Annotated in this window: 27 protein-coding genes; 18 read left to right on the forward strand and 9 right to left on the reverse strand. The window is 33.5% G+C overall.

What is annotated here, in order from left to right; translation table 11 throughout:
* Positions 1–7 precede the first annotated feature (7 nt).
* Positions 8–2005, reverse strand: coding sequence for an acetyl/propionyl/methylcrotonyl-CoA carboxylase subunit alpha (locus AAHM86_RS06850; protein WP_342267765.1), 1998 nt, complete (start codon positions 2003–2005; stop codon positions 8–10).
* A 21-nt stretch (positions 2006–2026) separates the two neighbouring features.
* Positions 2027–3571, reverse strand: coding sequence for an acyl-CoA carboxylase subunit beta (locus AAHM86_RS06855; RefSeq protein ID WP_342259532.1), 1545 nt, complete (start codon positions 3569–3571; stop codon positions 2027–2029).
* A 232-nt stretch (positions 3572–3803) separates the two neighbouring features.
* Here AAHM86_RS06855 and AAHM86_RS07225 point away from each other — a divergent pair, with 232 nt between their 5' ends.
* From AAHM86_RS07225 to rpe, 3 genes are all read left to right on the forward strand, one after another.
* On the forward strand, positions 3804–4037 hold the full coding sequence (locus tag AAHM86_RS07225; RefSeq protein WP_410521585.1) for a carboxymuconolactone decarboxylase family protein: 234 nt from the start codon (positions 3804–3806) through the stop codon (positions 4035–4037).
* A 202-nt stretch (positions 4038–4239) separates the two neighbouring features.
* The gene (locus AAHM86_RS06860; RefSeq protein WP_342267766.1) at positions 4240–4452 is read left to right on the forward strand and encodes a hypothetical protein; all 213 of its coding nucleotides are present in this window, start codon (positions 4240–4242) and stop codon (positions 4450–4452) included.
* The gene (rpe, locus tag AAHM86_RS06865; RefSeq protein ID WP_342267767.1) at positions 4439–5089 is read left to right on the forward strand and encodes a ribulose-phosphate 3-epimerase; all 651 of its coding nucleotides are present in this window, start codon (positions 4439–4441) and stop codon (positions 5087–5089) included. Before AAHM86_RS06860 ends, rpe begins: the two co-directional genes overlap by 14 nt.
* On the opposite strand, the gene AAHM86_RS06870 is transcribed toward rpe, so the two are convergent.
* On the reverse strand, positions 5078–5770 hold the full coding sequence (locus AAHM86_RS06870) for a SprT family zinc-dependent metalloprotease (protein ID WP_342267768.1): 693 nt from the start codon (positions 5768–5770) through the stop codon (positions 5078–5080). The genes rpe and AAHM86_RS06870 overlap by 12 nt on opposite strands.
* Positions 5771–5853: 83 nt before the next feature.
* On the opposite strand from AAHM86_RS06870, the gene AAHM86_RS06875 reads away from it, so the two are divergent.
* The 14 genes from AAHM86_RS06875 to AAHM86_RS06940 all read left to right on the forward strand — a co-directional run bounded on the left by AAHM86_RS06875 (position 5854) and on the right by AAHM86_RS06940 (position 18583).
* Positions 5854–5979, forward strand: a complete 126-nt coding sequence (locus tag AAHM86_RS06875; protein WP_342267769.1) for a hypothetical protein — start codon at positions 5854–5856, stop codon at positions 5977–5979.
* A 313-nt stretch (positions 5980–6292) separates the two neighbouring features.
* On the forward strand, positions 6293–6469 hold the full coding sequence (locus AAHM86_RS06880) for a type II toxin-antitoxin system RelE/ParE family toxin (protein ID WP_341748503.1): 177 nt from the start codon (positions 6293–6295) through the stop codon (positions 6467–6469).
* Positions 6470–6639: 170 nt separating this feature from the next.
* A complete protein-coding gene (locus tag AAHM86_RS06885) occupies positions 6640–7608 on the forward strand; it encodes a Fic family protein (protein WP_342267770.1) in 969 nt (322 codons plus the stop codon).
* 60 nt (positions 7609–7668) lie between these two features.
* Positions 7669–9057 (forward strand): dihydrolipoyl dehydrogenase, encoded by a 1389-nt coding sequence (gene lpdA, locus AAHM86_RS06890; protein ID WP_342267771.1) that lies wholly within the window; start codon positions 7669–7671, stop codon positions 9055–9057.
* An 80-nt stretch (positions 9058–9137) separates the two neighbouring features.
* On the forward strand, positions 9138–9332 hold the full coding sequence (locus tag AAHM86_RS06895) for a hypothetical protein (protein WP_342267772.1): 195 nt from the start codon (positions 9138–9140) through the stop codon (positions 9330–9332).
* Positions 9333–9516: 184 nt separating this feature from the next.
* Positions 9517–10080 (forward strand): ATP synthase F1 subunit delta, encoded by a 564-nt coding sequence (atpH, locus tag AAHM86_RS06900; RefSeq protein ID WP_342267773.1) that lies wholly within the window; start codon positions 9517–9519, stop codon positions 10078–10080.
* A gap of 117 nt (positions 10081–10197) precedes the next feature.
* Positions 10198–11754: a F0F1 ATP synthase subunit alpha gene (atpA, locus tag AAHM86_RS06905; protein ID WP_342267774.1), complete on the forward strand. Its 1557-nt coding sequence runs from the start codon at positions 10198–10200 to the stop codon at positions 11752–11754.
* Between the two features lie 32 nt (positions 11755–11786).
* Positions 11787–12716, forward strand: a complete 930-nt coding sequence (atpG, locus tag AAHM86_RS06910) for an ATP synthase F1 subunit gamma (protein ID WP_342267775.1) — start codon at positions 11787–11789, stop codon at positions 12714–12716.
* A gap of 20 nt (positions 12717–12736) precedes the next feature.
* Positions 12737–14170: a F0F1 ATP synthase subunit beta gene (gene atpD, locus AAHM86_RS06915; protein ID WP_342267776.1), complete on the forward strand. Its 1434-nt coding sequence runs from the start codon at positions 12737–12739 to the stop codon at positions 14168–14170.
* Positions 14170–14565 carry an ATP synthase F1 subunit epsilon gene (gene atpC, locus AAHM86_RS06920; protein WP_342267777.1) on the forward strand — a complete coding sequence of 132 codons (396 nt, stop codon included), beginning with the start codon at positions 14170–14172 and terminating at the stop codon, positions 14563–14565. Before atpD ends, atpC begins: the two co-directional genes overlap by 1 nt.
* A 366-nt stretch (positions 14566–14931) precedes the next feature.
* Positions 14932–15348: a 6-pyruvoyl tetrahydropterin synthase family protein gene (locus AAHM86_RS06925; RefSeq protein ID WP_342267778.1), complete on the forward strand. Its 417-nt coding sequence runs from the start codon at positions 14932–14934 to the stop codon at positions 15346–15348.
* Positions 15349–15663 carry a divalent-cation tolerance protein CutA gene (gene cutA / locus AAHM86_RS06930; protein WP_341751789.1) on the forward strand — a complete coding sequence of 105 codons (315 nt, stop codon included), beginning with the start codon at positions 15349–15351 and terminating at the stop codon, positions 15661–15663. It begins immediately after the preceding gene.
* Between the two features lie 316 nt (positions 15664–15979).
* On the forward strand, positions 15980–17185 hold the full coding sequence (locus tag AAHM86_RS06935) for a dicarboxylate/amino acid:cation symporter (protein WP_342267779.1): 1206 nt from the start codon (positions 15980–15982) through the stop codon (positions 17183–17185).
* Positions 17186–17296: 111 nt separating this feature from the next.
* Positions 17297–18583, forward strand: a complete 1287-nt coding sequence (locus AAHM86_RS06940; protein ID WP_342259520.1) for a citrate synthase — start codon at positions 17297–17299, stop codon at positions 18581–18583.
* 650 nt (positions 18584–19233) lie between these two features.
* Here the strand turns inward: AAHM86_RS06940 and AAHM86_RS06945 are convergent.
* From AAHM86_RS06945 to AAHM86_RS06970, 6 genes are all read right to left on the reverse strand, one after another.
* Entirely contained in the window at positions 19234–19494 is a 261-nt protein-coding gene (locus tag AAHM86_RS06945) for a hypothetical protein (RefSeq protein WP_342267780.1), read from the reverse strand.
* 288 nt (positions 19495–19782) lie between these two features.
* Positions 19783–20385 (reverse strand): NADH-quinone oxidoreductase subunit C, encoded by a 603-nt coding sequence (locus tag AAHM86_RS06950; RefSeq protein WP_410521551.1) that lies wholly within the window; start codon positions 20383–20385, stop codon positions 19783–19785.
* A complete protein-coding gene (locus AAHM86_RS06955; RefSeq protein WP_342267782.1) occupies positions 20363–20896 on the reverse strand; it encodes an NADH-quinone oxidoreductase subunit B family protein in 534 nt (177 codons plus the stop codon). Before AAHM86_RS06955 ends, AAHM86_RS06950 begins: the two co-directional genes overlap by 23 nt.
* Before the next feature lie 4 nt (positions 20897–20900).
* Complete coding sequence (locus tag AAHM86_RS06960) at positions 20901–21275, reverse strand: NADH-quinone oxidoreductase subunit A (RefSeq protein ID WP_341747807.1); 375 nt, start codon at positions 21273–21275, stop codon at positions 20901–20903.
* Positions 21275–22567: an O-antigen ligase family protein gene (locus AAHM86_RS06965; RefSeq protein ID WP_342267783.1), complete on the reverse strand. Its 1293-nt coding sequence runs from the start codon at positions 22565–22567 to the stop codon at positions 21275–21277. Before AAHM86_RS06965 ends, AAHM86_RS06960 begins: the two co-directional genes overlap by 1 nt.
* 11 nt (positions 22568–22578) lie before the next feature.
* A complete protein-coding gene (locus AAHM86_RS06970; RefSeq protein WP_342267784.1) occupies positions 22579–23055 on the reverse strand; it encodes a DUF2155 domain-containing protein in 477 nt (158 codons plus the stop codon).
* A gap of 488 nt (positions 23056–23543) precedes the next feature.
* On the opposite strand from AAHM86_RS06970, the gene AAHM86_RS06975 reads away from it, so the two are divergent.
* Complete coding sequence (locus AAHM86_RS06975; RefSeq protein ID WP_342268408.1) at positions 23544–24914, forward strand: M23 family metallopeptidase; 1371 nt, start codon at positions 23544–23546, stop codon at positions 24912–24914.
* Positions 24915–24930 lie beyond the last annotated feature (16 nt).

The following is a 24930-nucleotide window of genomic DNA, read 5'->3' on the forward strand; positions in this document are numbered from 1 at the left end:
TTTAAACCTAAGCAAATTCAAGTAACACCTGCCCACTAACCACCTGATCTTTCTCATTAACTAAGATTTTAGCAATTTTCCCATTACGCTCAGCAACAAGTATATTCTCCATTTTCATGGCAGTTAAAACCATAATCTCTTGACCAATAACTACCGTACTACCTTCTTGAATCTTAATTGCAATAATTTGTCCTGCAAGCGGGGCATGCAGCTCTGTTTGCTCTTCTTGGATATTTTTTGTAATCATCAACGCTTCTAGTTCAGACATCCGTGGAGAACGGACATAAGCTTTAACAGTAATACCTGAATGTGATAACATATAACCTGTTAAGATATTACCAATTTTTACATTGGCTTTTCTACCATTTACAATACAGGAAAAGAGTCTACTACCTAAGTTCCAGTTACTACGGATATAAATTCTATCATTTTCTTGTCTTATATTATAACCATAATCTACTGATTTAATTAAAACTGGAAATAGTTTATCATCAATTGATACAACCCATCTAGTACCGATTTTATTAGTTTGATCGACTATTTGACCAGAAATTAACGAAGCACGTTTTTGCTCCGCAATATAAACAAAAATGGCTGTAGCTAGGAATATTTTAGTGATTTCAGAAGTTAAGCTTGCTCCAGAAAACCCATCTGGATATTCTTCTTCTATAAATGCAGTATTTATATCACCTGCTATAAAACGAGGATGTGATATTACTGCTTCTAAGAAACTAATATTATGAGAAATACCTTGTATTATGTAAGCACTTAAAGCAGAACGCATAACCTCAATAGCTTGTTCTCTAGTCTCTCCGTAAGTACAAAGCTTTGCAATCATTGAATCATAAAACATACTGACTTCTCCACCAAGTCCAAGACCTGTATCCACACGTATGTTAGCATTTTTTGGTGGTTCTACATATTCAGTAATTCTACCGCTAGACGACAGAAATCCACGCATGGGGTTTTCTGCACAAATTCTAGATTCAAACGCATGCCCTTTTAATTTTATATCTTCTTGAGAAAATGATAATTTTTCACCAGCAGCAATTTTTATCATTTCTTCTACTATGTCAATACCAGTGATCAGTTCAGTTACTGGATGCTCAACTTGTAGCCTAGTATTCATCTCAAGGAAATAAAAATTCTTATCTAAATCAACTATAAATTCAACTGTACCGGCTGAGTAATAACCGACCTTGCTAGATAAAGCTATGGTCTCTTTATACATTTTTTGCCGTATTTCCTCGGTAATAAAGGAGCTTGGAGCTTCTTCAATCACTTTTTGATGATAACGTTGAATTGAACATTCTCGCTCACCAAGACAAACACTGTTACCATACTGATCAGCTAATAATTGTATTTCAATATGCCTTGGGGACTGAATTAATTTTTCAATGAATAATCTACCATCGCTAAAATTATTTACTGCCTCAAGCTTAGCTGATTCAAAGGCATTAGCCATTTCTTCAGAGTTTTTTACCACTCTCATTCCACGACCACCACCGCCAGCTGTTGCCTTAACTATAACAGGGAAACCTATTTTTTCTGCAATTTCTATGGCCTGATTTATGTTGCTGATAGTACCAATATAGCCAGGGACAGTGCTGACTCCTGCTTCCATAGCGATTTTTTTTGCTTCAATTTTATCACCCATTTTCTTAATAGCAGAAGCATTGGGACCTATTAAGGCAACTCCTTCCCTTTTTAAGATATTTGCAAAATTTGAATTTTCTGATAAAAATCCATATCCTGGATGTACTGCTGAAGCACCACTTGATCTAATAGCATTTACAATATTTTTAATTGACAAATAGCTCTCAGTGGTAGGAGAATTGCCGATATAATAAGCTTCATCAGCATATTGTACATGCATTGAATGTGTATCTGCTTCAGAATATACGGCAACTGATTTAATACTCATCTTCTTTAGGGTTTGCATTATTCTCAAAGCTATTTCACCACGATTGGCGATTAAAATTTTATCAAATAATGGTTTAGTCATAAAATCTCGTGCTTAAGTATACTAAAGTGGTAAGTTATCATGCTTCTTCCATGGTAATTGTATTTTTTTGTTTTGAAGAAAGTTTAGTGCTTTACATATACGCCATCTAGTATTTTGAGGCTTTATAATATCGTCTAAGTATCCTCTAGATGCTGCAGTGAAAGGAGAAGTAACAGTATCTTTATACTCTTGGATTTTTCGTTTTTTTGATTCTGTATCTTTGCATTCTTCTTTAAATATTATTTCAGCAGCTCCTTCAGCTCCAAGTACTGCAATTTCTGAGTTGAACCACGCGTAATTCACATCACCACGAAGATGTTTTGAGTTCATAACTATATAAGCTCCACCATAAGCTTTCCTAGTAATTATGGTAATTTTTGGTACAGTTGCTTCAGCGTACGCATATAACAATTTTGCTCCATGTTTAATAATTCCGTTATGCTCTTGATCAGTGCCAGGTAAAAAACCTGGTACATCAACTAGAGTTACTATTGGGATATTAAACGCATCACAAAAACGAACAAACCTTGCTGCCTTTCTTGATGCGTTAATATCCAAACAGCCAGCTAAATGTAATGGTTGATTCGCAACAAATCCTATAGGTCTTCCTTCCATATAACCAAAGCCGATTATAATGTTTCTAGCAAAATCTGGTTGCAGCTCAAAAAATTCTCCTTCATCAACAATACGCTCAATTAATTCTTTCATGTCATAAGCTTTGTTCGGAATGCTTGGGACTAAGGTGTTTAGGGACATATCAACCCGATCAGCTGGGTCTTCGGTACGACGATGTGGTAGGGGACTACGATTTGATAGAGGTAAAAAATTAAAAAACCTTCTAGTTTCTAGAAGTAGCTCTATATCATTTTTAAAAGCAAGGTCAGCAACACCACTCTTTGTAGTATGCATTTTTGCTCCGCCAAGTTGTTCTTGGCTTACTTCTTCACCTGTAACAGTTTTAACTACGTCTGGTCCTGTTACAAACATATAAGAAGTATTTTTAACCATGAATATGAAATCTGTTAAGGCAGGAGAATAAACAGCACCACCAGCACAAGGTCCCATAATTAAGGTGATTTGTGGAATAATACCGGAAGCAATTACATTACGTTGAAATAATTCTCCATAACCACTAAGAGAGTCAACCCCTTCCTGAATTCTTGCCCCCCCCGAATCATTTATGCCAATAACTGGTGCTCCTACTGCCAAAGCAGAATCGAGTATAGTACAAATTTTTTTAGCGTGATATTCCCCAAGAGATCCACCTAACACGGTAAAATCTTGGCTATACACAAAAACCAACCTACCATTTATGGTACCATGTCCAGTTATTATACCGTCCCCAAGAAATTTTTTGTCGTTCATGCCAAAATTACTGCATCTATGTTCAACAAACATTCCTGTTTCTTCAAAACTCTCAGGATCTAGCAATACTTCTATTCTTTCTCTTGCAGTAAGCTTACCTTTTTTATGTTGTAAGGCGATTCTCTCTCCTCCCCCACCTTGACGGGCATTATTACGTTTTTCATCAAGTGATTCAGGAGAGTTTACAATATGTTGATTCATTATGGCTATACTAGTTCATTATAAAATCATAACCTGTAGTATAATAATAAAATGTCGAAAAGATAGTAGAAATTTATTTGAATAGTTATAGAATTTAACTTACTACTGAATTTGTCAGTTCTTTACTTGACAGATGAAATGGTTTAGATATAGACATATTTCAGGAATAATATTTACAAATAACTAAATCTAAAGGAAAAGAATGAACTATGCCGAAATCTCTAAGAACACAATGTCATGTATATATAAATCTTATGAAAGTCTTAATGAATCTCCTCTTGATAATGGACTAAGATCCTTAATTGAACTGAGGGTATCACAAATAAATAGCTGCTTTTATTGTTGCAATTTACATCTTACAGATGCTAGAAAGAATAATATGCCTCAAAAGAAGTTAGATTTATTACCAATTTGGTCCTCTAGTAAAGAGGTATTTAGTGAAAAAGAAGTTATAGCTCTAAGATAGTGTGAATTAATAACGCGGGGTTTCTTCGAGGAAATTGACGCAATCAAAGATGAAATATTACAGTATTTTTCTGAGAGAGAAATTGTAGATATTACTATTTGTATTTCAATTATGAATGCCTTAAATAGAATAGCTATAAGCTTAAAAACACTTTAACTGTGGGTATATATCTATAGTTTTTGGGTGGTATAACATAAGTGATATGTATTTTATAGAATGCAGTGAAAAACTTAAACAAGTTTATAGGAAGGGTTTTATAACAAAGGAAAAGCAGCAGAAATTGCAAAATAGTGGGAGTAAATTTAGTGAGAGTAAATTTCAAAAACTGTCTAGTGCTTTAAAACAGAATATAGCAAGAAGAAAAAATAGCCAAAAAGTTCATATTGAGGATAAAAACAAAAGTGAAAATAATTAAGATCGCACCTTCGTTACTGTCAGCAGATTTTGCTAATTTGCAAAAAGAAATCAGTTCTTTGGAAGAAGCTGGTGCTGATATGATCCATATAGACGTTATGGATGGACATTTTGTACCTAACTTAACATTTGGACCTCCTATAATAAAAGCTTTAAGACCTCACACTACATTACCATTTGACGTACATTTAATGATTAATAACCCAGAATATTCGATTAAAGACTATGCTAGTAGTGGAGCGGATATTATCACTATCCATCCTGAAACCACTATCCATCTTGACAGAACTTTAAGTACTATTCAAAATTTAGGGTTAAAAGCTGGTATGGCATTACTTCCCTCTACAAGTCCAAATTCTATAGATTATATTATTGATAAAGTAGATATAATTCTAGCAATGACCGTAAACCCCGGTTTTTCTAGCCAAAAATTTATAGAGAATCAGCTAGAGAAAGTCAAAATTATTTCAGAAAAAATCAAAAATTTTGGTAAACCTATAATGCTTTCTGTAGATGGAGGAATAAATGATGTTACTGGTAAGAACTGTATAAAAGTTGGAGCTGATATTTTAGTATCAGGTAATTTTATTTTTCAATCAAAAGATTATCAAAAACAAATAGAATTACTAAGACATTAAATATTGATGGAGAGTATTGCCATGTTCCTTAAGCCATAATCTAGCCAACTTATAGTCAGGATAAAGTCTTGCTACTAAATTCCAAAAACGAGGACTGTGATTCATTTCAATTATATGACATATTTCATGGGTCACTAAGTATTTTAATATTTTTTTTGGAGCAAAAATAAGACGCCAATTAAAAGCAAGTACAGCCTTACTAGAGCAGCTTCCCCATTTGCCCTTATTATTCATAATTTTAATTTTAGTAAAGTTTATATTATGTTCTTTTGCTAGAAGAGTAGCCAGTTTTGTGGTTTCTAGTAATAACATATTTTTTAAAAACCTTACTAAAGTACTTTTGTGTTGTGAGGGTAAAGAATATATCTGAATAACATCATCCGTGATTTGTACTTTTTCATAATCTGCATCAATATTTAATAACGAATATACTTCGTCAAAGACTGTTATTGTGTTATAATCAAAGGGGGGCTTGTTTAAGAATTTTTGCAGTTTTTGCCTAACCCAGGATTCTTTTTCTAACAAAAATTTATATCCTGTATTAAAATTTTTATTAGGTAAAACTAATTCAGCTCCTGTGTGGTTTATTCTAATGCTAATTCGTTTAGCTTTAGTACTATATCTTACTGGAATGTTAATATCAGACCCTAGTTTATCTAAAGTAATCTGCTGATGTTTCATGTTTAAAATCTAATTTCAAAATTATTATTAATATAATATATTGATAATTCTAGTTAATTAAATTTATTAAGAGTAACTTAATTATGCATACTTTATCTTTTAACGTAGATGATCAGTTAAATGAACAAATTGAAACTTTTGCTAAAGTGCATGACCGTAGTAAAGCCTATATACTAAGAAAAGCTGTAGAGTTATATTTAGTCGATTAAAATGATCTTACAATTGGCAGGCAAGCTTTAGATGAGTTTTATAACGATGGTTTTAAAACTTATTTATTAAATCAAATTAAAAAGGAAAATGGCTTATAGTATTCTGTTTACGGATCGTAGTAGAAAACAATTTTCAAAATTAAATAAAGATACACAACAACGTATAATTCACTAGACCTCTTTCGAAACTCGCTTGTGCTGAGGGATTTGAAGGAGACGCAGAACCGCAGCGTACTCTAATGTACGTGAGAATTCGAGTACCGCATCGACGTACAAATCACCAGCAGAAGTAGAGTTTCGAAAGAGGTCTACTATTTGGAAAGCAGAATCTCTATTAAATCCTCATGATTTTGGCAAAAGTCTTGTTGGAGAGAAGAAAGGTCTTTGGCGTTACAGAGTTGATGATTATAGAATTATTTGCAATATCAGTAATAACGAATCGCTGATCTTGGTTATTGATGTAGGACATAGACGTGAAATATATGATTAAAACCGATGTTAGCACATCTAAATACTAGAAATTACGGAGGCTAGAGGACTCTCGCTTATCATCCCAACGCCGTTATTAAGCCTATATAGCTGCAAAGTTCAAATTACTCTGTATTTAAAATCTAATATTATTTTATAGCCAATGATAGTATCATATGATACTATCATTTTATGAGTGAAAAACCACCTTTTCAAGTAAGTAATAAAATACTTACATTACTGCAAGATATTGCATATGAGCTTGGTATTCTATCCGGAGCTAAGCTTTCTTTGCCTGCAGTAAAACTTAGAAAAAGTAACCAAATAAAGACTATACATTCTTCTTTAGCAATTGAAGGTAATAGTTTAAGTTTATACCAAATAACCGATATAATTGACGGAAAACCGGTGCTAGGTCCTAAAAATGATATTATTGAAGTTAACAATGCCATTAAATTATACAATAATTTACATAAATTAAATCCATTATCAATAGATTGTTTACTAGAGGCACATAGATTATTGATGCAAGAGTTAATAGTTGATAATGGCTATTTTCGAACTAGCGGAGTTGGCATATTTAAAGGCAATCAAATAGCTCATATAGCTCCTAAAGCTAATCGTGTTCCATTATTAATTGATAAATTATTTCAGTTCATAAAAGAAAACAAGGATATTCCGTGGCTAATTAAAGCTTGCGTATTTCATTATGAGCTAGAATTTATCCATCCTTTCTCAGATGGTAATGGACGAATGGGTAGGTTATGGCAACAATTATTATTAATGAAAGCAGAACCAATTTTTAAATATATTTCGGTAGAGGTACTAATAAAAAACGAACAAAGTGAGTACTATGACGTTTTAGCTGAGTGTGATAAAGTAGGGGAGTCTACCTTGTTCATTGAATTTATGGCAACACAGATACTAAAAGCTCTGCAACTATATGTTAATAATGTAGTATCGCAAGTCAAAACTCCTAAGTCTAGGTTAGAATTTGCTAAAATAAAATTACCAAATAGTTGGTTTTCAAGGAAAGATTATATTCTGTTACATAAGGATATTTCTTCTGCGTCGGCCAGTCGTGATCTAATTTTTGGTGTTAAGGAAGGTATCCTAACTCATAAAGGTATAAAAAATCAAACTTGTTATAAATTTCAATAATAGACTCTTCCGTTAAATTAAGTTATAAAAGAAATCTAGAAAGAATGAGTGGATATATTAATGGAAAATTATGATCTAGCGATTATTGGTGGTGGACCAGGTGGTTACGTGGCTGCAATTAGGGCCGCACAACTAAATAAAAAAGTTGTGTTGATTGATAAGGAGCATTTAGGGGGAGTTTGCTTAAATTGGGGTTGTATACCAACAAAAGCATTGCTTAAATCAGCTGAATTATTTCAAAAAATTAGACATGCTAAAGATTATGGTATTATAGTAGGTGAAGCAAGTTTTGACCTAAAAAAAATAGTACAGCGTTCTAGAGATATATCGACGCAGTTAACATCTGGTATTAAATCTCTGCTAAAAAAAAATAAGGTTACGATAATTGATGGCACGGCTAGCCTAGGAACAGGCAAGGTAGTAGAGATCAATAATAATGGTCAAAAAATTTTGATTAAAGCAAAGGACATAATAATTGCAACAGGTGCAAGGTCTAGAATCTTAGATGGATTTGAGCCGGATGGCAAGCAAGTTATTACCTCCAAAGAGGCTATGGTTCTTGATAAATTACCAAAATCTATGATTATCGTTGGATCAGGAGCGATTGGTATAGAATTTGCTTCATTTTATAATGCTTTAGGAACAAATGTCACTGTAATTGAAGTGCAAAATAGGATATTACAGGCTGAAGATGAAGAAATTTCTTTAATGGCACGAAAAACTTTTGGAAAAAAGGGTATAAAAATTCATACTAATAGCAAATTGTTAAATCATAGCCAAACACAAGAGCATATCACGATTGAAGTTGAGATAGAAGGCAAGAATCACAAGATACAAGCTGAAACTTTGCTGATGGCAGTTGGTATAGTTGGCAATACGGAAAATCTTAATCTAGAAAAAACTAATATCAAAATAGATAGAGGTCATATTATTACTAATCAGTTTATGCAAACTGATGAACAGGGAATTTATGCAATAGGCGATGTCACATCAGCACCATGGCTTGCCCACAAAGCAAGTCATGAAGGTATTATTGCTGTAGAAACTATTGCGGGGATTAAAGCTCATCCTATAGAAAAACGTAATATTCCAGGCTGTACTTATTCCTCACCTCAGATTGCTAGTGTAGGACTTACTGAAGAACAAGCGAAAAAAGCTGGTTACCAAGTGAAAATTGGCAGATTCCCATCTATCGCTAATGGTAAAGCCTTGGTTGATGGTTGTACTGAAGGGATGATTAAAACGATTTTTGATGTAAAGACTGGTGAATTGTTAGGAGCCCATTTGATAGGCGAAGAGGTTACCGAACTAATTCAAGGTTATGTGATTGCTAGAACTATGGAAGGCACAGAGCTTGATTTAATCAATACTATTTTCCCTCATCCAACTTTATCTGAAATGATGGGTGAGTCAGTATTGCAGGCTTATGGTAGAGCTATTCATATATAATTAAAAAAATTCTTTTTGTTACTTAGTGGTAAGCATAAATTATGTTATAAATTGTCCTATAATTAATATGAGGAAAAAAAATGAGTAAAATGAACCGTGAAGATTATAGAGTTTATCCACCAAGGAGGAGAATAAACATTGTTATGCAGCATGGCGTGTCATTTGGTGCGGCACTTGCTATGGCTATTTCATTTAATATAAACCACTCTGTATTATGGGCAATCGTACATGGCTTGTTTTCTTGGCTGTATGTGGTTTATTATTGTTTGATTTAGTTTTATACTCAGATAGAAAATCAAGAATTGCGTCGTCATTATCCAAGATTCTAGAGGTGTTCACGTACTATATGTACGCCTAGCACCTCGACTTGGTAATTCCTGCTACTATCATGATTTTGATTCTATCGTCTATCAACTCTTCATTTACGAGCAGTATAAAAATATAAGATATAAAAACATAATGATTAACAATAAATTAGTACGTAACTATACTTCTGCGTTATTTGATAATGCAGTAGCTAAGGCTTTGGAAGATAAGATATTTGAGCAGATTACCATTATTAATCAATTTATCGAGGATAATCCGCAAATCAAGGCTGTTATATTTTCTCCGATAGTAAAGGATATTGACAAATGTAAAATAATTGAGTTAATTACAGAAACCTTTAATATCGAATCTATAGTTAAGCGGTTTTTGTTAATATTACTAAGGCATTCACGTATGCCTATTTTATCAAACATAATAGTATTATACCAACAACTACTTAATAACAGCAGAAATATTAAAATGGTAAAAGTAACTTCTTCTAAATCTTTGCAAACTAGAGAGAAAGAATGGTTAACAAAATATTTAGCAGATGAGTTTCAGCAGAAGGTTGCTATAAATTTTCGCCAAAGTCAGTCAATTATTGGCGGTATTGTGGTACAATATGATAGCATAGTTAGGGACTATTCTATTGCTGGAATGTTAGAAAAAATAACGAAAACCTTGAAAGCTACAAAGATAACCGGAAGTTCGATGTAACTTGTTACATTGAACTTCCGGGATACATATAATGCGAATTCGGGATAAGAATTAACAATTCTTATATCAAATTGAGGTACAAAGATAGGTTAAATAAATTTTATATGAGGAATAACTATGGGGTCTACCCAACAATTAAAGGCTGTCGAACTTGCTGAAATATTAAAAAAAGAAATTGCTAATATTGATCAGCTTAGTGATTTACGAGAAGTAGGGCAGGTTGTAACAGTTGGTGATGGTATAGCTAGGGTATATGGTATCGATAATGTGGAAGCTGGCGAGGTAGTTGAGTTTGTGTCAGGAGTAAAAGGTCTAGCTCTTAATCTTGAAACAGACTCTGTAAGTATTGTATTAATTGGTAGCGATCGAGAAGTCAAACAAGGTGATACGGTAAAAAGAACTGGGAAGATTTTACAAGTACCAGTTGGTAAGTCGTTGCTTGGTAGGGTTGTTGATGGTATGGCAAATCCTATTGATGGTAAAGGTGAGATTATAACTGATACATATAGGAATATAGAGGAAAAAGCTCCGGGGATAATTGTTAGAAAAAGTGTTACAGAGCCGGTGCAAACGGGCATTAAAGTAATTGATGCCCTAATTCCTATTGGTAGAGGTCAGAGGGAGTTAATTATTGGTGACAGGCAAATAGGTAAAACCGCTATTGTTATCGATACTATTATTAACCAAAAACAAGCTCATCTTGACGGTAATGAAAAAAATAAAATTTATTGTATTTATGTAGCTATTGGTCAAAAAAGATCGACTATTGCACAGGTAGTAAAAAGATTAGAAGACTCAGGAGCAATGGAATATACCACAGTTGTGGCAGCTACTGCCTCTGATCCTGTTGCGTTACAATATGTTGCCCCTTACACTGGTTGTAGTATTGGTGAGTATTTTCGTGATAATGGTATGCATGCACTAGTTATTTACGATGATTTAAGTAAACATGCTGTTGCTTATAGACAAATCTCACTATTACTTAGAAGACCGCCGGGACGTGAAGCTTATCCAGGAGATGTATTTTATCTACATTCTAGGTTACTTGAACGAGCAGCAAAAATGTCAGATGAATCTGGTGGTGGATCTCTTACGGCTTTGCCAATTATTGAAACCCAAGCAGGTGATGTTTCCGCATATATTCCAACCAATATTATATCAATTACTGATGGACAGATTTTTTTAGAAAATGAGTTGTTCTATAAAGGTATCAGACCAGCGGTAAATATTGGTATATCCGTGAGTAGGGTAGGATCAGCAGCACAAGTAAAATCTATGAAGCAAGTGGCAGGAAGTGTGAAACTTGAGTTAGCACAATTTAGGGAATTAACAGCTTTTTCTCAGTTTAGTTCAGACTTAGACGTTTCAACTAAACAACTTATTTCACATGGTACAAAGCTTAGCGAAATATTGAAGCAGGATCAATATAGCCCTTTCCCTGTTGAGGAACAAGTGGTTAGTCTTTATGCTGGGGTAAGAAATTATCTTGATAGTATTCCTGTTGAACGAATAAAAGAATTTGAGCATAGAATGCTACAAGAAATAAAACTGAGTGAAAACGATATTTTAGTATCTATTAGAGAGCAAGGACGAGTTACTGAAGAAATGGAACAAAAGTTAAAAGTTTTCTTAGAAAATTTTGTGCAAAACTTTAATGCTTGTTCAGTAAGTTAAATCGACTTCAGATTAAGATTAATTAGGTAGCTATGTCAGGTTTAAAACAGTTAAGATCTAGTATTAAGAGCATTACAACAACGCAAAAAATTACTAAGGCTATGCAGATAGTTTCGGCTACTAAGTTTACAAAAGCCAAAAACCAAGTTAAGGACTCAGAGGATTATATTGGGATTCTGCAGGATATAATGTCTAGTGTGGCATCTAGCAATAATTTACAGGATATGCCTCTCGAACAGAAAAAATTTTTTTCGGAAGAATTATTATACCAAGGTGACGTGAATAGATCTCTTGCAGAAGTAGAATTATGCAAGAGGTCTAATATAAATAAGTTACATTTACTAATAGTAGTCACTTCCGAACGAGGCTTGTGCGGAGCTTTTAATTTTTTACTGTCCAAGCAGGTAAAATCTGATATTGCAAATTTGGAAAATGCTGGTAAACAAGTAAGGCTTATTATTATTGGCAAAAAGGGTTATGATGCATTTAAGGGGCAATATTCCCATTATATTGATAATTATTATGAGTTTCCAAAAGCTCATAATAATAATTTGTCATTTCAGGTCAAAGAAAAACTGATGGAGATGGTAGAGGATTCTAGAATTAGCAATTGTCAAATATATTTTAACAATTGTAAAAATGCTATGATACAGATTCCAACTAAAAAGCAAATATTGCCAATTGAAAAACAGCTATGTTCAAATGAGAAATATTTGAGCTATGAATATGAAGGTGAAGGGCTTATTTTGCATATGATTAATCTTTATATATCTGCTCAAATTAATTATGCTCTACTACAAAATAGAGCTAGCGAAGAAGGAGCTAGAATGACAGCAATGGATAATGCAACAAAAAATGCTAAGGAGCTTATTAATAAGTTAAAACTAAAACTTAATAGATCTAGACAAGATCTGATTACTAAGGATTTGATAGAGATTATTGCAGGGGCAGAAGCCGTATAAAAAATAAATTAAGGTAAAATATGACAAAAACTATTGGCAAGATTGTGCAGATTATTTCAGCTGTAGTCGATGTGCAGTTTAGTAGTGATGGTAAATTGCCAAAAATTCTCAATGCACTTGAGTGCAATAATAATGGAGAGAAAGTGATACTAGAAGTATCACAGCATATAGGAGACGATATTGCTAGATGTATATCTATGGGACCAACAGAAGGGTTAGTAAGAGGGCAAGAAGTAATAGATACAGGTGAGACTATTAAGATACCTGTCGGTATTGGCACACTCGGACGCATAATAAATGTGGTTGGTGTACCAATTGATGAAAGAGGTAAGGTTGATTCAACTGACTTTGCTTCAATTTACAAACCAGCTCCAAGTTTTGTTGATCAATCAACTGAAAGAAACATTTTGGTTACAGGGATTAAAGTCATTGATCTTTTAGCTCCTTATTCAAAAGGAGGAAAAATTGGGCTATTTGGTGGTGCTGGGGTAGGAAAGACAGTGTTAATTATGGAACTTATTAATAATATAGCAAAAGCACATGGGGGATATACGGTTTTTGCAGGAGTTGGGGAACGAACTAGAGAAGGTAACGACCTTTATCACGAAATGATTGACTCTGGGGTAATTGATTTAAAAAATCCCAAAAAATCTAAAGTAGCTCTTGTTTATGGGCAAATGAACGAACCACCCGGTGCAAGAGCTAGAGTTGCTTTAAGTGGTCTTACTATAGCCGAAAGTTTCAGGGATTTAGATGGAGGACAGGATGTCTTGTTTTTTGTCGATAACATTTTTCGCTTTACTCAAGCTGGTTCTGAGGTATCAGCCCTTTTAGGCAGAATACCTTCAGCAGTTGGTTATCAACCAACACTGGCAACAGATATGGGAGAGTTGCAAGAGCGTATTACTTCAACAAAGCTTGGATCAATTACCTCTGTGCAGGCTATTTATGTGCCAGCAGATGACCTAACTGATCCTGCTCCTGCTGCCTCTTTTACCCATTTGGATGCTACTACCGTACTTAGTCGACAAATTGCTGAGCTTGGTATTTACCCGGCAGTAGATCCACTTGATAGTAGTTCACAATTACTAAATCCGGCAATTGTTGGAGAGAAACATTATTCGGTTGCTCGTGAGGTACAAAAAGTTTTGCAGACATATAAGTCTCTGCAAGATATAATTGCCATTCTAGGAATAGATGAGTTATCGGAAGCAGATAAATTAACCGTTACTAGGGCAAGGAAAATTCAACGCTTTTTATCTCAACCTTTCCATGTTGCCGAAGTATTTACAGGTATAGCTGGAAAATTTGTCAGTTTAGCTGATACTATTGAAGGGTTTCATGGGTTGGTTTCTGGCAAATATGACTATTTACCAGAAGCTGCTTTTTATATGGTTGGTAGCATTGATGAATCAGTAGAGAAAGGTGAAACACTTAAAGAAAAAGTGGCATAATGAATAAAACAATTAGAGTTAAAATTGTAACGCCAGTGAATGTTGTGTTTGACATGGAAGCTCGGATGATAACAATGCCGGGAGAATTAGGAGAATTTGAGGTTTTACCAGGTCATGAGTTATTGATTGCAAATTTAAAAGATGGATTGACAAAAATTACAGTATGTGGTTCTGTATTTAAGTACTTTATCTACTCAGGGTTAGCTGAGGTCACATGGACAAATGTAAATATAGTAACAGAGTTTGCTGTTGATACTAGTAGTTTGCAACTACATGAGATAATTAGGAAAATAGACTCTTTAACAAAAGAAATAGACGAAGAAATTGATGATACAAAAATTGATATTATTAAATTGGATATTGCTAGATATGAATCTTTGCTAGCTCATATTTAAAGAATTAAATAATTCTTCAAAGCAGAAGAGTATATAACATCATAGTACACATTTTTCTATAATCGTCATAGCAAGGCTCTTTAGATGCCGTGGCGATCCAGGTAAACAGCGAAGCTGTTTTTTAGAGTAACGCTTCGCGTATCCTAGATTGCCATGTCGCCGCTTTTTCGCGACTCCTCGCTAATAGACGATCAGCAGCCATTTTAATAGTGGTTATATAAAAAATGTAGATACTATAGATATAACATCCTTCTAGGCTATTTTCTTAGATACCAGCTGCCTATACGCCTAAGATGATATCAAAAGTGCATGGATGATACCCTAGGCTATTAAACCGATGTCTTACATCTATACTTGAGGTTAATGATGATAAAGTGTACTCGTAAAATTGAATTTGATGCAGGTCATAGAGTGGTTGGACATGAGAATAAGTGTCAATTTCTACATGGTCATCGTTATGTCCTTGAAGTTACAGTGGAATCAAATGTTACTGATAATCTTGGTATGGTTATAGATTTTGGTTACATGAAGTCAATAATACAAAAGTGGATAGATGATAATTTTGATCATAATATTATATTACACCAAAATGATAGAGAAATGGGGGATAGAATATGTGACTGGACTGGTCAAAAAATATATTATATGCAGGAAAATCTAACTGCAGAAAATATAGCACTATACTTAAAATTGAATATTTTACCAAAATTATTTACTAATAGTTCTTTTATTATTACAAAAGTCAAATTATTTGAAACACCTAATTGCTTTGTTGAGGTATAAGTGGTACAAAGATGTTGTGTGATTTTAACTACGACCAATGACCAGCAGGTGGTAGACAAAATAACAACTAGCTTATTGGAAGAAAATCTAGCTGCTTGCATACAAGTAGATAATATAGTCAGCTATTTTAAATGGGAAGGCAAGATATCTTCTGTGCTAGAATATCGTATTGTGATAAAGGCTAAGTCTGATAACTACAATACAATAGAAAAGGTGATTACTGATATACATAATTATGATCTTCCTCAAATAATAAAGCTCGACATTCAAGATGGGCTGTCTAGCTATTTAAATTGGGTAACTCAAAGTATCTAATTTTAAGAGAGTGTTTATTAGAGCTAAGATTTACTCAAACTATATAGTCCACTGCTTCCTGAGTTTAAGTCAGCGATGTTATACTCTTCTGCTTTGAAGAATTGGATTTGAAAATGAATGGTGAGCAAGCAGAATGTACATAATAGTATAGTTACGCATGCGAATCCATGATATTTCCAAAAAACAATTCATAGGAGTAGAAGAGTATATCTAGAATTCCAAAATTGGTGTTATCCTGAACACAAGTAGTGCTATCTTGAAATAAATTCAGGATGATGTCGGATCAAAACACTCTTTAATTTAATTAAGTAAAACAATGAAATTATGGAAAAAAGTTACCTTGGGATTAATCCTAGGTATAATGTTTGGTATATATTTTCCTGAATATGTATCTTATATAAAACCGGTAGGAGATATTTTTTTGCGTTTGATTAAAATGATTATTGCTCCTTTAATATTTTTTAGTTTAGTAGCAGGCATAACTAGCATGAGTGACCCTACTTCTCTTGGCAGAGTAGGAATAAAGGCTGTTGCTGCTTTTTTAGGAACTACTTTTTTTGCCGTAGTTTTTGGTCTTACAGTTGCTCTTGTATTAAAGCCAGGTCATGGTGTTCATATTAACTTTGATGTTGCCTCAAATATTTCACAAGAGAAATCCTTTAATATGATTGATTTTTTTGTGAATATTGTGCCTGATAATGTCGTAGGGGCTTTTGCCAATTCTAATGTTTTACAAATTGTATTCTTTGCAATATTTTCTGGACTTATACTAAATAAAATGGGAACTAGTGCTGCACCCATTAAAGATTTATTTCATAGATTATCAAAAATGGTGTTAAAAATGATCTCAATGATCATTCAACTTTCTCCATATGGTGCATTTGCTTTAACGGCTTGGGTAGTCGGTACGCAAGGCTTTGATGTAATGATTAGTTTATCAAAATTAGTTGCTGCCGTAGTGATTGCCATGATATGTCAATATGGTATTTTTGGTGCGTTAATTTATGTATTTTGTCGAATGTCACCATTACCTTTTTATAAAAAGAGTTTGGAATACCAAATACTTGCCTTTTCTACTTCTAGTAGCAAAGCAACGCTTGCTACAACTATGCAAGTTTGTCGTGAACGTCTAGGCATCTCTGAATCTAGCACTTCTTTCATATTGCCACTTGGGGCATCGATAAACATGGATGGGTTTGCTATAAATTTGGCTCTTACCACCATATTCTTTGCTCAAATGATGGGTATAGATTTAGCGGTGCATGATTATTTAGTCATTATTATTACCTCAACTCTTGGATCTATAGGTGGTGCTGGTATTCCAGGAGCCTCTTTAATAATGCTACCTATGGTTCTGTCTTCAATCCATTTACCGATTGAAGGTGTTGCTATAATTGCTGGAATTGATAGGATATTAGATATGTTACGTACCACCATTAATATTACAGGTGATGCAACAATTACCTTGATTATTGATAACAGTGAAGGTACTCTAGATAAAGATACATATAATTCGGTGTAAAATATTAGCATTTTGGTATTAGTGGGCAATAAAAATATGATATAGTAGTATAGTTAACCTAGACTATACATTACTCCTAATAGGGTTAGCTATATGATAAAATGAGGATATATGAAAGTAGAAGATGTTGAATTAAAAATAGGTGATAAGTCTTTTAATTTACCAATAAAAAAAGCATCGATTGGTCAAGATGTTATTGATGTTAGCGGTATATATTCATTAACAGGCTATTTCACTTATGACCCTGGTTTTATGTCTACAGCAGCTTGTAAATCTGCAATGACGTACATAGATGGGGATCAAGGGATATTAAGACATCGAGGATATGATATTAAAACGTTAGCAGAAAAAAGTAATTTCTTAGAAGTCGCCTATTTACTGTTAAATGGTGAATTACCAACCACTAATCAGTATAAATCTTTCTCTCAGAAAATTACTAATCACTCTTTGGTTAATGAGCAGCTTAGAAGTTTATTTATGGCTTTCCGTCACTCAGCTCATCCTATGGCAATTATGTTGGCTGTGGTAGGATCTTTATCTGCATTTTATCCAAGTTTTTTAAATGTAGAAGAAAATGAACGCGAGTTAGCTGCTATTAGAATGATTGCAAAAATGCCAACTATTGCAGCAATGGCATATAAATATTCAATAGGCCAGCCTTTTATATATCCTGATAATAGTTTAGATTTTACTGAAAATTTTCTCCATATGATGTTTGCGACGCCTTGTGAAAAATATAAGGTAAACCAAGTAGTAAAGAACGCCTTAGATAAAATATTTATTCTCCATGCTGACCATGAGCAAAATGCTTCCACTTCAACAGTACGTTTAGCCGGATCATCCGGTGCTAACCCGTTTGCCTGTATCAGTACTGGCATAGCATCTTTATGGGGACCAGCACATGGCGGAGCAAATGAGGCAGTAATTAATATGCTGAAAGAGATTGGGACAATAGATCGTATACCACAATATATTGCAAGAGCAAAAGATAAAAATGATTCTTTCCGCTTAATGGGCTTTGGTCACCGAGTCTATAAAAATCATGATCCAAGAGCAGTTGTACTTAGAGAGACCTGCAAAGAAGTATTAGATGAATTAGGAGAAAATAATAACCCATTACTCCAAATCGCTACTGAGCTTGAAAAAATTGCTCTCAATGACCAATATTTTATAGATCGTAAGCTTTATCCAAACGTTGATTTTTATTCTGGTATTATTTATCAAGCTATGGGGATACCATCACAGATGTTTACAGTGCTTTTTGCTATAGCAAGAACTGTTGGTTGGATGGGACAATGGAAAGAGATGCATGAAGATCCTGAACAAAAAATTAGCAGACCTCGGCAATTATATACTGGGTATGTACAAAGAGAATTTATTCCTTTTGATAAAAGATAATTATAGTAAAATCCTATATAGATAAAGCTAATCCGAGAAGGTTTAAGCATAGTATCCTACATTTCTTTATAATCGTTATCGCGAGGCATCTTTAGATGCCGTGGCGATCTAGGTAAACAGCGAAGCTGTTTTTTTAGAGTAACGCTTCGCGTATCCTAGATTGCCGCGTTGCCGCTTTCAGCGACTCCTCGCAATGACGCTCGGAAGACCTCTTAACAACAGTGGCATAAAAAATGTAGGGTACTATGGGAGCAGAGTACCGGGAGCATGAATAAATTACCAGCAGAAGTAGAGTTTCGAAAGAGGGCTATTATGTTTAGACGTCATTAGGCTAAATTGTCGTAGCTAGTCACCTCACAATGACATTTGTAGATATTTAACTATTATCTCATTCTGCCAATAGATTAATTGACTCCTCTACACCTACAAGAGCAACATCGCAGTTACTGTTTTGTCTGTCATTAGTATTTAGATTTTCAGGAGTACTGACGAGATTTGAAGCATCATGACAAGCTAAACTATAGTTTAGCTCAAAACCATTCAAATTTCTTAAAGAATCATATAACCTTGAAAACTAATTTGCCTGTGCACAAGCACATAACCACTATCCTGTGTCAACATCTGAATCACTGATGGCTTGCCCTAGGGTTTTAAGGAATTTTATTACAGTCATCAGATGTTTTATGCTGTAATAGACTTAATACCAAGTCAAATACTGCACATTCATGCAAATTTTCATTTACTTGCTTTAAATTATAGTCATCGAAAGACCGTAAGATAAGACTGTAACACCTAGAAAAACTACCTGCGTTTATTGCATCCAGCAAATCACCACTAACAGCTGAAAACAACTTCTTTGAATTATTTTTTTTACTGGTTTTAAAATCTTCTAAGTCTAGTATTGTTAACATGATATCTTTTAAAATAAAATTATGAAACTAATTGCACCATTAACATGATTAGTAACATAATTAGTAAAAAGCAATTTTGCAAGTATTATTTCCCTGGAATATATGCTCAGGTAGAACTTCAAGAATTGGCGTTCCCGCGACCAAAGATCGAAGCTGCTCCGTTACTCATGTACGCTACGCCGCTCGACTTTGCTACTGCCTAGCTCTTCTTGAAGTTATACTATCGTCTACCAACGCTTCATTTACGAGCAGTATACCATAATCAAAAAGACAAAGGTGACAGTTATTTCACTTCGCCTTTTCATCTCCAGGTAATATATAACTTGGTCCTTGCCAACTTGATGAAAAATCAAATTCTCTATATGGTTGGTCGAGTTTCACTGGCTTATATACTACTTTTGCAAGATTCTCATCATATTTAACCTGCACGTAACCCGTTAATGGGAAGTCTTTTCTGAGAGGATGACCGACAAAATCATAATCTGTTAGAATACGACGATTATCATGACTCCCAGCAAAAATTACTCCAAACATATCATATGCTTCGCGTTCATACCAGCAAGCAGCACTAAATATTTTGGTAACTGAGGGGATTGTGTCATGTTCTCCAGCCTCAATTTTTACTAATATACGTTTATTTAATTTAAGACTCAGTAAATTATACACTATCTCAAACCGATTAGAGCGGTTTAGGAAATCAGCAGCAAATATATCTGTTAGCACAGTAAAACGCAAATCCTCAGATTCCTTAATTGCCGATAAAAATGGTAGCAAACTTTCTATACCAGCTTTATAGCTAGTAAAATGTATATTCAAATTATTTACAGGCAAAGCAGTTATCTCAAGCTCCTGATTTTTTATTAAGTCGTCAATGATATTTTTCATTGTCACCTTCTCTAAATCTAGTAGTTCTTCTAATCTTCTTTTGTAACTGCATTAAACCATAAATCAAAGCTTCAGCAGTTGGAGGGCAGCCTGGCACGTATACGTCTACTGGAACAATCTGATCACAGCCACGTACTACTGAGTATGAATAGTGATAATAACCACCACCATTGGCACAGCTTCCCATTGACAGAACCCACTTAGGTTCAGTCATTTGGTCATAAACTTTTCTAAGAGCCGGAGCCATCTTATTTGTTAATGTCCCTGCAACTATCATTAAATCAGATTGACGAGGGCTTGGTCTAAACAACATGCCAAAACGATCCATATCATAGCGGCTAGCAGCAGCTTGCATCATTTCTACTGCACAACATGCAAGACCAAAACTCATAGGCCAAAGTGAATTAGATCTAGCCCAGCCTATCAAATCGTCGAGTTTAGTTATAAGGAATCCTCGATTTGAAATTTCTTCTTCAAGGAGCTTATCTTGATCATATAGATCTATCTTTGCTTGCATGTCATTACTCCCAGTCTAAAGCTCCTTTTTTCCATTCATATACAAAACCGATGGTAAGTACCAATAAGAAAAACATCATTGAGAAGAAACCAAATTTACCAATTTGTCCAAGCGTAATAGCCCATGGCACCAAAAAAGTTATTTCTAGATCAAAAATAATAAATAAAATAGCTACTAGATAAAAACGTACATCAAATTTGCTTCTAGCATCACCAAAAGGTTCAAATCCGCATTCATAACTATCCAACTTAGCCTTATTATATTTTTGAGGAGCTAAAAGCCTTGGCAATGTAACTATTACCAATGACAAAACTGATGCTATACCAAAAAACACAGCTATAGGCAAGTATTCCTGTAAAATATTAGATGTTTCCAACATTAGTAATTGTACTCCTGTGATTTTGAAAGAAGTAACTTAAACAAAATCATCGCTCCAAAAGAGCTGCAAACCCACCATATTTGCCAAATGTTAAATGAAATCATACCTATTATGTAATAATTTATAAAGCAAGCATAGGCAACTGACTTGTAATTTAACGTATCTATATCCATCTCCTCACCAGTTAAATTCATCTTACCACTTTTAGAAGACTGCACTAAGGATATATTACTAATTTTTTGAATATATTTGTAAATTAAAGATAAAAATAATATCAAACCTATTAAGCCCATTTCCAATAAAATTTGCATTATATTATTATGTGGGTGTAGAGGAAGGGGAGACCACGTCCACTGATTATAGCTAATCATTTGTTTCTCATCAATTTTAAAATTTCTTGATGAAGCAAATCCATGACCTAAAATTGGTTTCTTGATAATTTGTTCAACAACAAAGTGCCAAATAAATACACGGTGCTTAGCAGAGTCTGGTAGAAACTTGGCATAGTAATCTGAGGCATAATGTGGTTGTATTTTATAGGCAATTATCGGCATCAATATTGAACCAGATATCATAGCAAGGGTAAATAATTTCAAAAAAACAGATTGCAGTGATTTGGTTACTAACAGCCTATTTGTTAAAAATACTAATCCAGCTACGGTAAATGCTAAAAAGCTTGCAAGGCTATCTGAGATATAGAGCAAATAAAAAATTATCAGGTAATATATTAGTGCTAATAAATATCTATGATATGATATAATTATAGCTATCGCTACCCATGAAAGAACTGATAATAAAGAACACCCACGGTCAAGAATGAATAAAAAGAATTGATTTGAAGATTTTGGCTGAAAAATAGTACGGAAAGCCCTTGTTATAATACCGTGAGATACGTATTCTATAAAAAACAAAGCAATTGCTGCTATTATTCCTATAATAAAGTATATTTTTATTTTACTTATATTTATGGATAATTTGTCAATATTGCTATTTACGATAAATCCTATTAGAACAATTAAACAAACCTGTAGATAGTTAAATAAAGAGGAGGGGTAATTAGGTGAATAAAAATTTGTTATAAGACACCAAAGACAAAATAGTAATTCCAGTTTCCAATTGGATAACAAAGTTTTTTTAATAGTGGCGTATTTAAAATGAATAAAGATTTTATCTCGCAAAGCAATTAATATAGTTAATAACAACAGAGGAACTGTTACTGCAGCAGAAAAACCAGAAATCAATCCAACTACTGGAAATAGCATTACTAAAATGTAAAACAGGGATTGTATCATTCTTAAATATCCTATAAACAATTTTTAGCAAAGATTTCATAAATAGGATGTTCAAAGGTGGAGACTGAGATACTTGACGAGATAATCCATCCTTGGAAAATTAACATAGCATCCTCATCAATTTTATGCTCTGTAATGGTTAATAGCATGTAATTATCCTCATTGTAAGGATCAAGATTTTTAATACATTTATGAAGTTTAATTTGAATATTACCAAAATATTGTGGTTCATTAGGCTTTAATACCAGCTCCTTTGATGTTGCTGTGATTTTATTTAAAGCAATAACCTTACCAATACTGTAAGTTTTTAATTCTGAATGTTCAACATTATTTTGTATATTAGGTAAGTTATTAGAATCAGCAACATGCTCAGTAAAATTATGATCTTTTTCTAATTCATTACTTTCATCTGTAGTATCAAGGAATTCCATATTTTGGGTAGTATCTTCAGCTTGTCCATAAGAAGAAAGAATACATAAAAACCCCATTATACTAGCAAATATAAGGTGCTTCATCAATTTCTGCAACATGCGAAAATAACAATTCTTTAAGTTATAATTTGCCCCAATTCGGGATAAGAATTAACTAATTCTTATCTCGAATGGGCTTTAATATTATGGATTGCCACACTCATGTACGTTCGCTCGCTAATAGACATATACGTCTATAAAACGTCTATTAGCGAGGAGACCGTAGGTCGACGAAGCAATCTATAATTTCACCGAATTTGGACTGTGCTGAATTATACTAGCATGCAGCAAAATTGTATATATAAAATTTTATGATTATGATAGTGTAATTCATCGCTAGTAGTTTAAAATAAGTAAAACTTTAGTAATATTTTTATTGTAATTTATTTTTCTATACTCCATATTGGTAGGATCACTACATAAAGATCAAATGAAAACTAAAAATATTTAAATTTTTGGTTAGTTATTTGTTTTCTTATGAATCAATATCACTAGAGTTAGCATTAATGCAATCTATTATCCGCCTTATATTAACAAACCCGCAGATTAAGTTTAAATTTAGGGTCATTTTTTCATACTTTTCTATATTCCTTTTTATGGGGTTTGCTACTTTTGTATCTTTATCGATCAATAAGTTCGTTAGTGATACTATGTCAATGACTATAGCAGAGCCAGAGATACTTGAATCTTCAGAAGAACTATCAAATGAAATCTCCCAAATTATAACAGTCAAAAAAGGTGATACATTAAAGGCAATACTTTTACGGCAACAAATTCCAAATAATGAAATAAACCAAATCGTAAAACTAATAAAAGACAAGAATATTGAATCTTCCCTGAAGATAGGACAGCAACTTGTTTTTGATTATGAGATAAACATTACGGAACAAGATGATGAAGACCTTGCTTCTGAATCACGTACATTAAATAAACTGACTATAGCGTATGATAAAGTCAAATCTTTAGAAATTATTAGAGAAGGTGAAGATTTCCTTGCAAGAGACGTAACTAAAGTTTTCAATAAGCTATTAACTAAATCGTCGGTAGTTATTAATTCAAACTTTATGTCAGCTTTAAAATCGTTAGGGTTATCGAGTAATAGTATAATTGAAATGATCAACTCATATAGTTATCAAATTGATTTTCAACGTCAAATTAAGAGTGGTGACACTGTAACTGTTATAACCGAAAAATTTGTTACCGAGGATGGTAAATTTTCTCATCATGGTAAGGTTTTATATGTATCACTTAATTTATCTAGTAAGGAATATAATATTTTTCGATATTCTCCAAATAATGCACAAAATAATCATGATTTCTTTTCTGAGGATGGTAAAAGTGTCAAAAGAAGTTTGCTTAGAACACCTGTTAAATTAGTTAGAGTTTCTTCTCATTATGGTAATAGACATCATCCTACTTTAGGCTATACTAAAATGCACAAAGGTGTTGATTTTGCTGCTCCAACTGGTACGCCGATTTATGCTGCAGGTAATGGGGTGATAACTGAAATAGGATGGAAATCTGGCTACGGAAAATTTATACAGATTAAACATAGTCAAAATCTATCAACTGCTTATGCTCATGCTTCTAATTTTGCTAAAAATCTTAAGCTAGGAAGTATAGTTAAACAAGGTCAAGTTATTGCGTATGTTGGTAGTACTGGTAGAACTACTGGACCACATTTACATTATGAAGTTAAAATAGGTGGTAAGAACATAAACCCTATGCACGTTAAATCTACTCCAGGCATAGAACTTGCTGGCAAGCAATTAGCAAAATTTAAACAATTTAAAAGTAATGTAAAGTCTTTAAGTAATGAGCTTGATAATAAGTCAGAGATTGCTGAAAATTCAGCAACAAAATTCTTGAAATCTTAAGGAGTTAATATAGTTC

It is taken from the genome of Candidatus Tisiphia endosymbiont of Empis tessellata, from assembly GCF_964031035.1.
Taxonomy (GTDB): domain Bacteria; phylum Pseudomonadota; class Alphaproteobacteria; order Rickettsiales; family Rickettsiaceae; genus Tisiphia.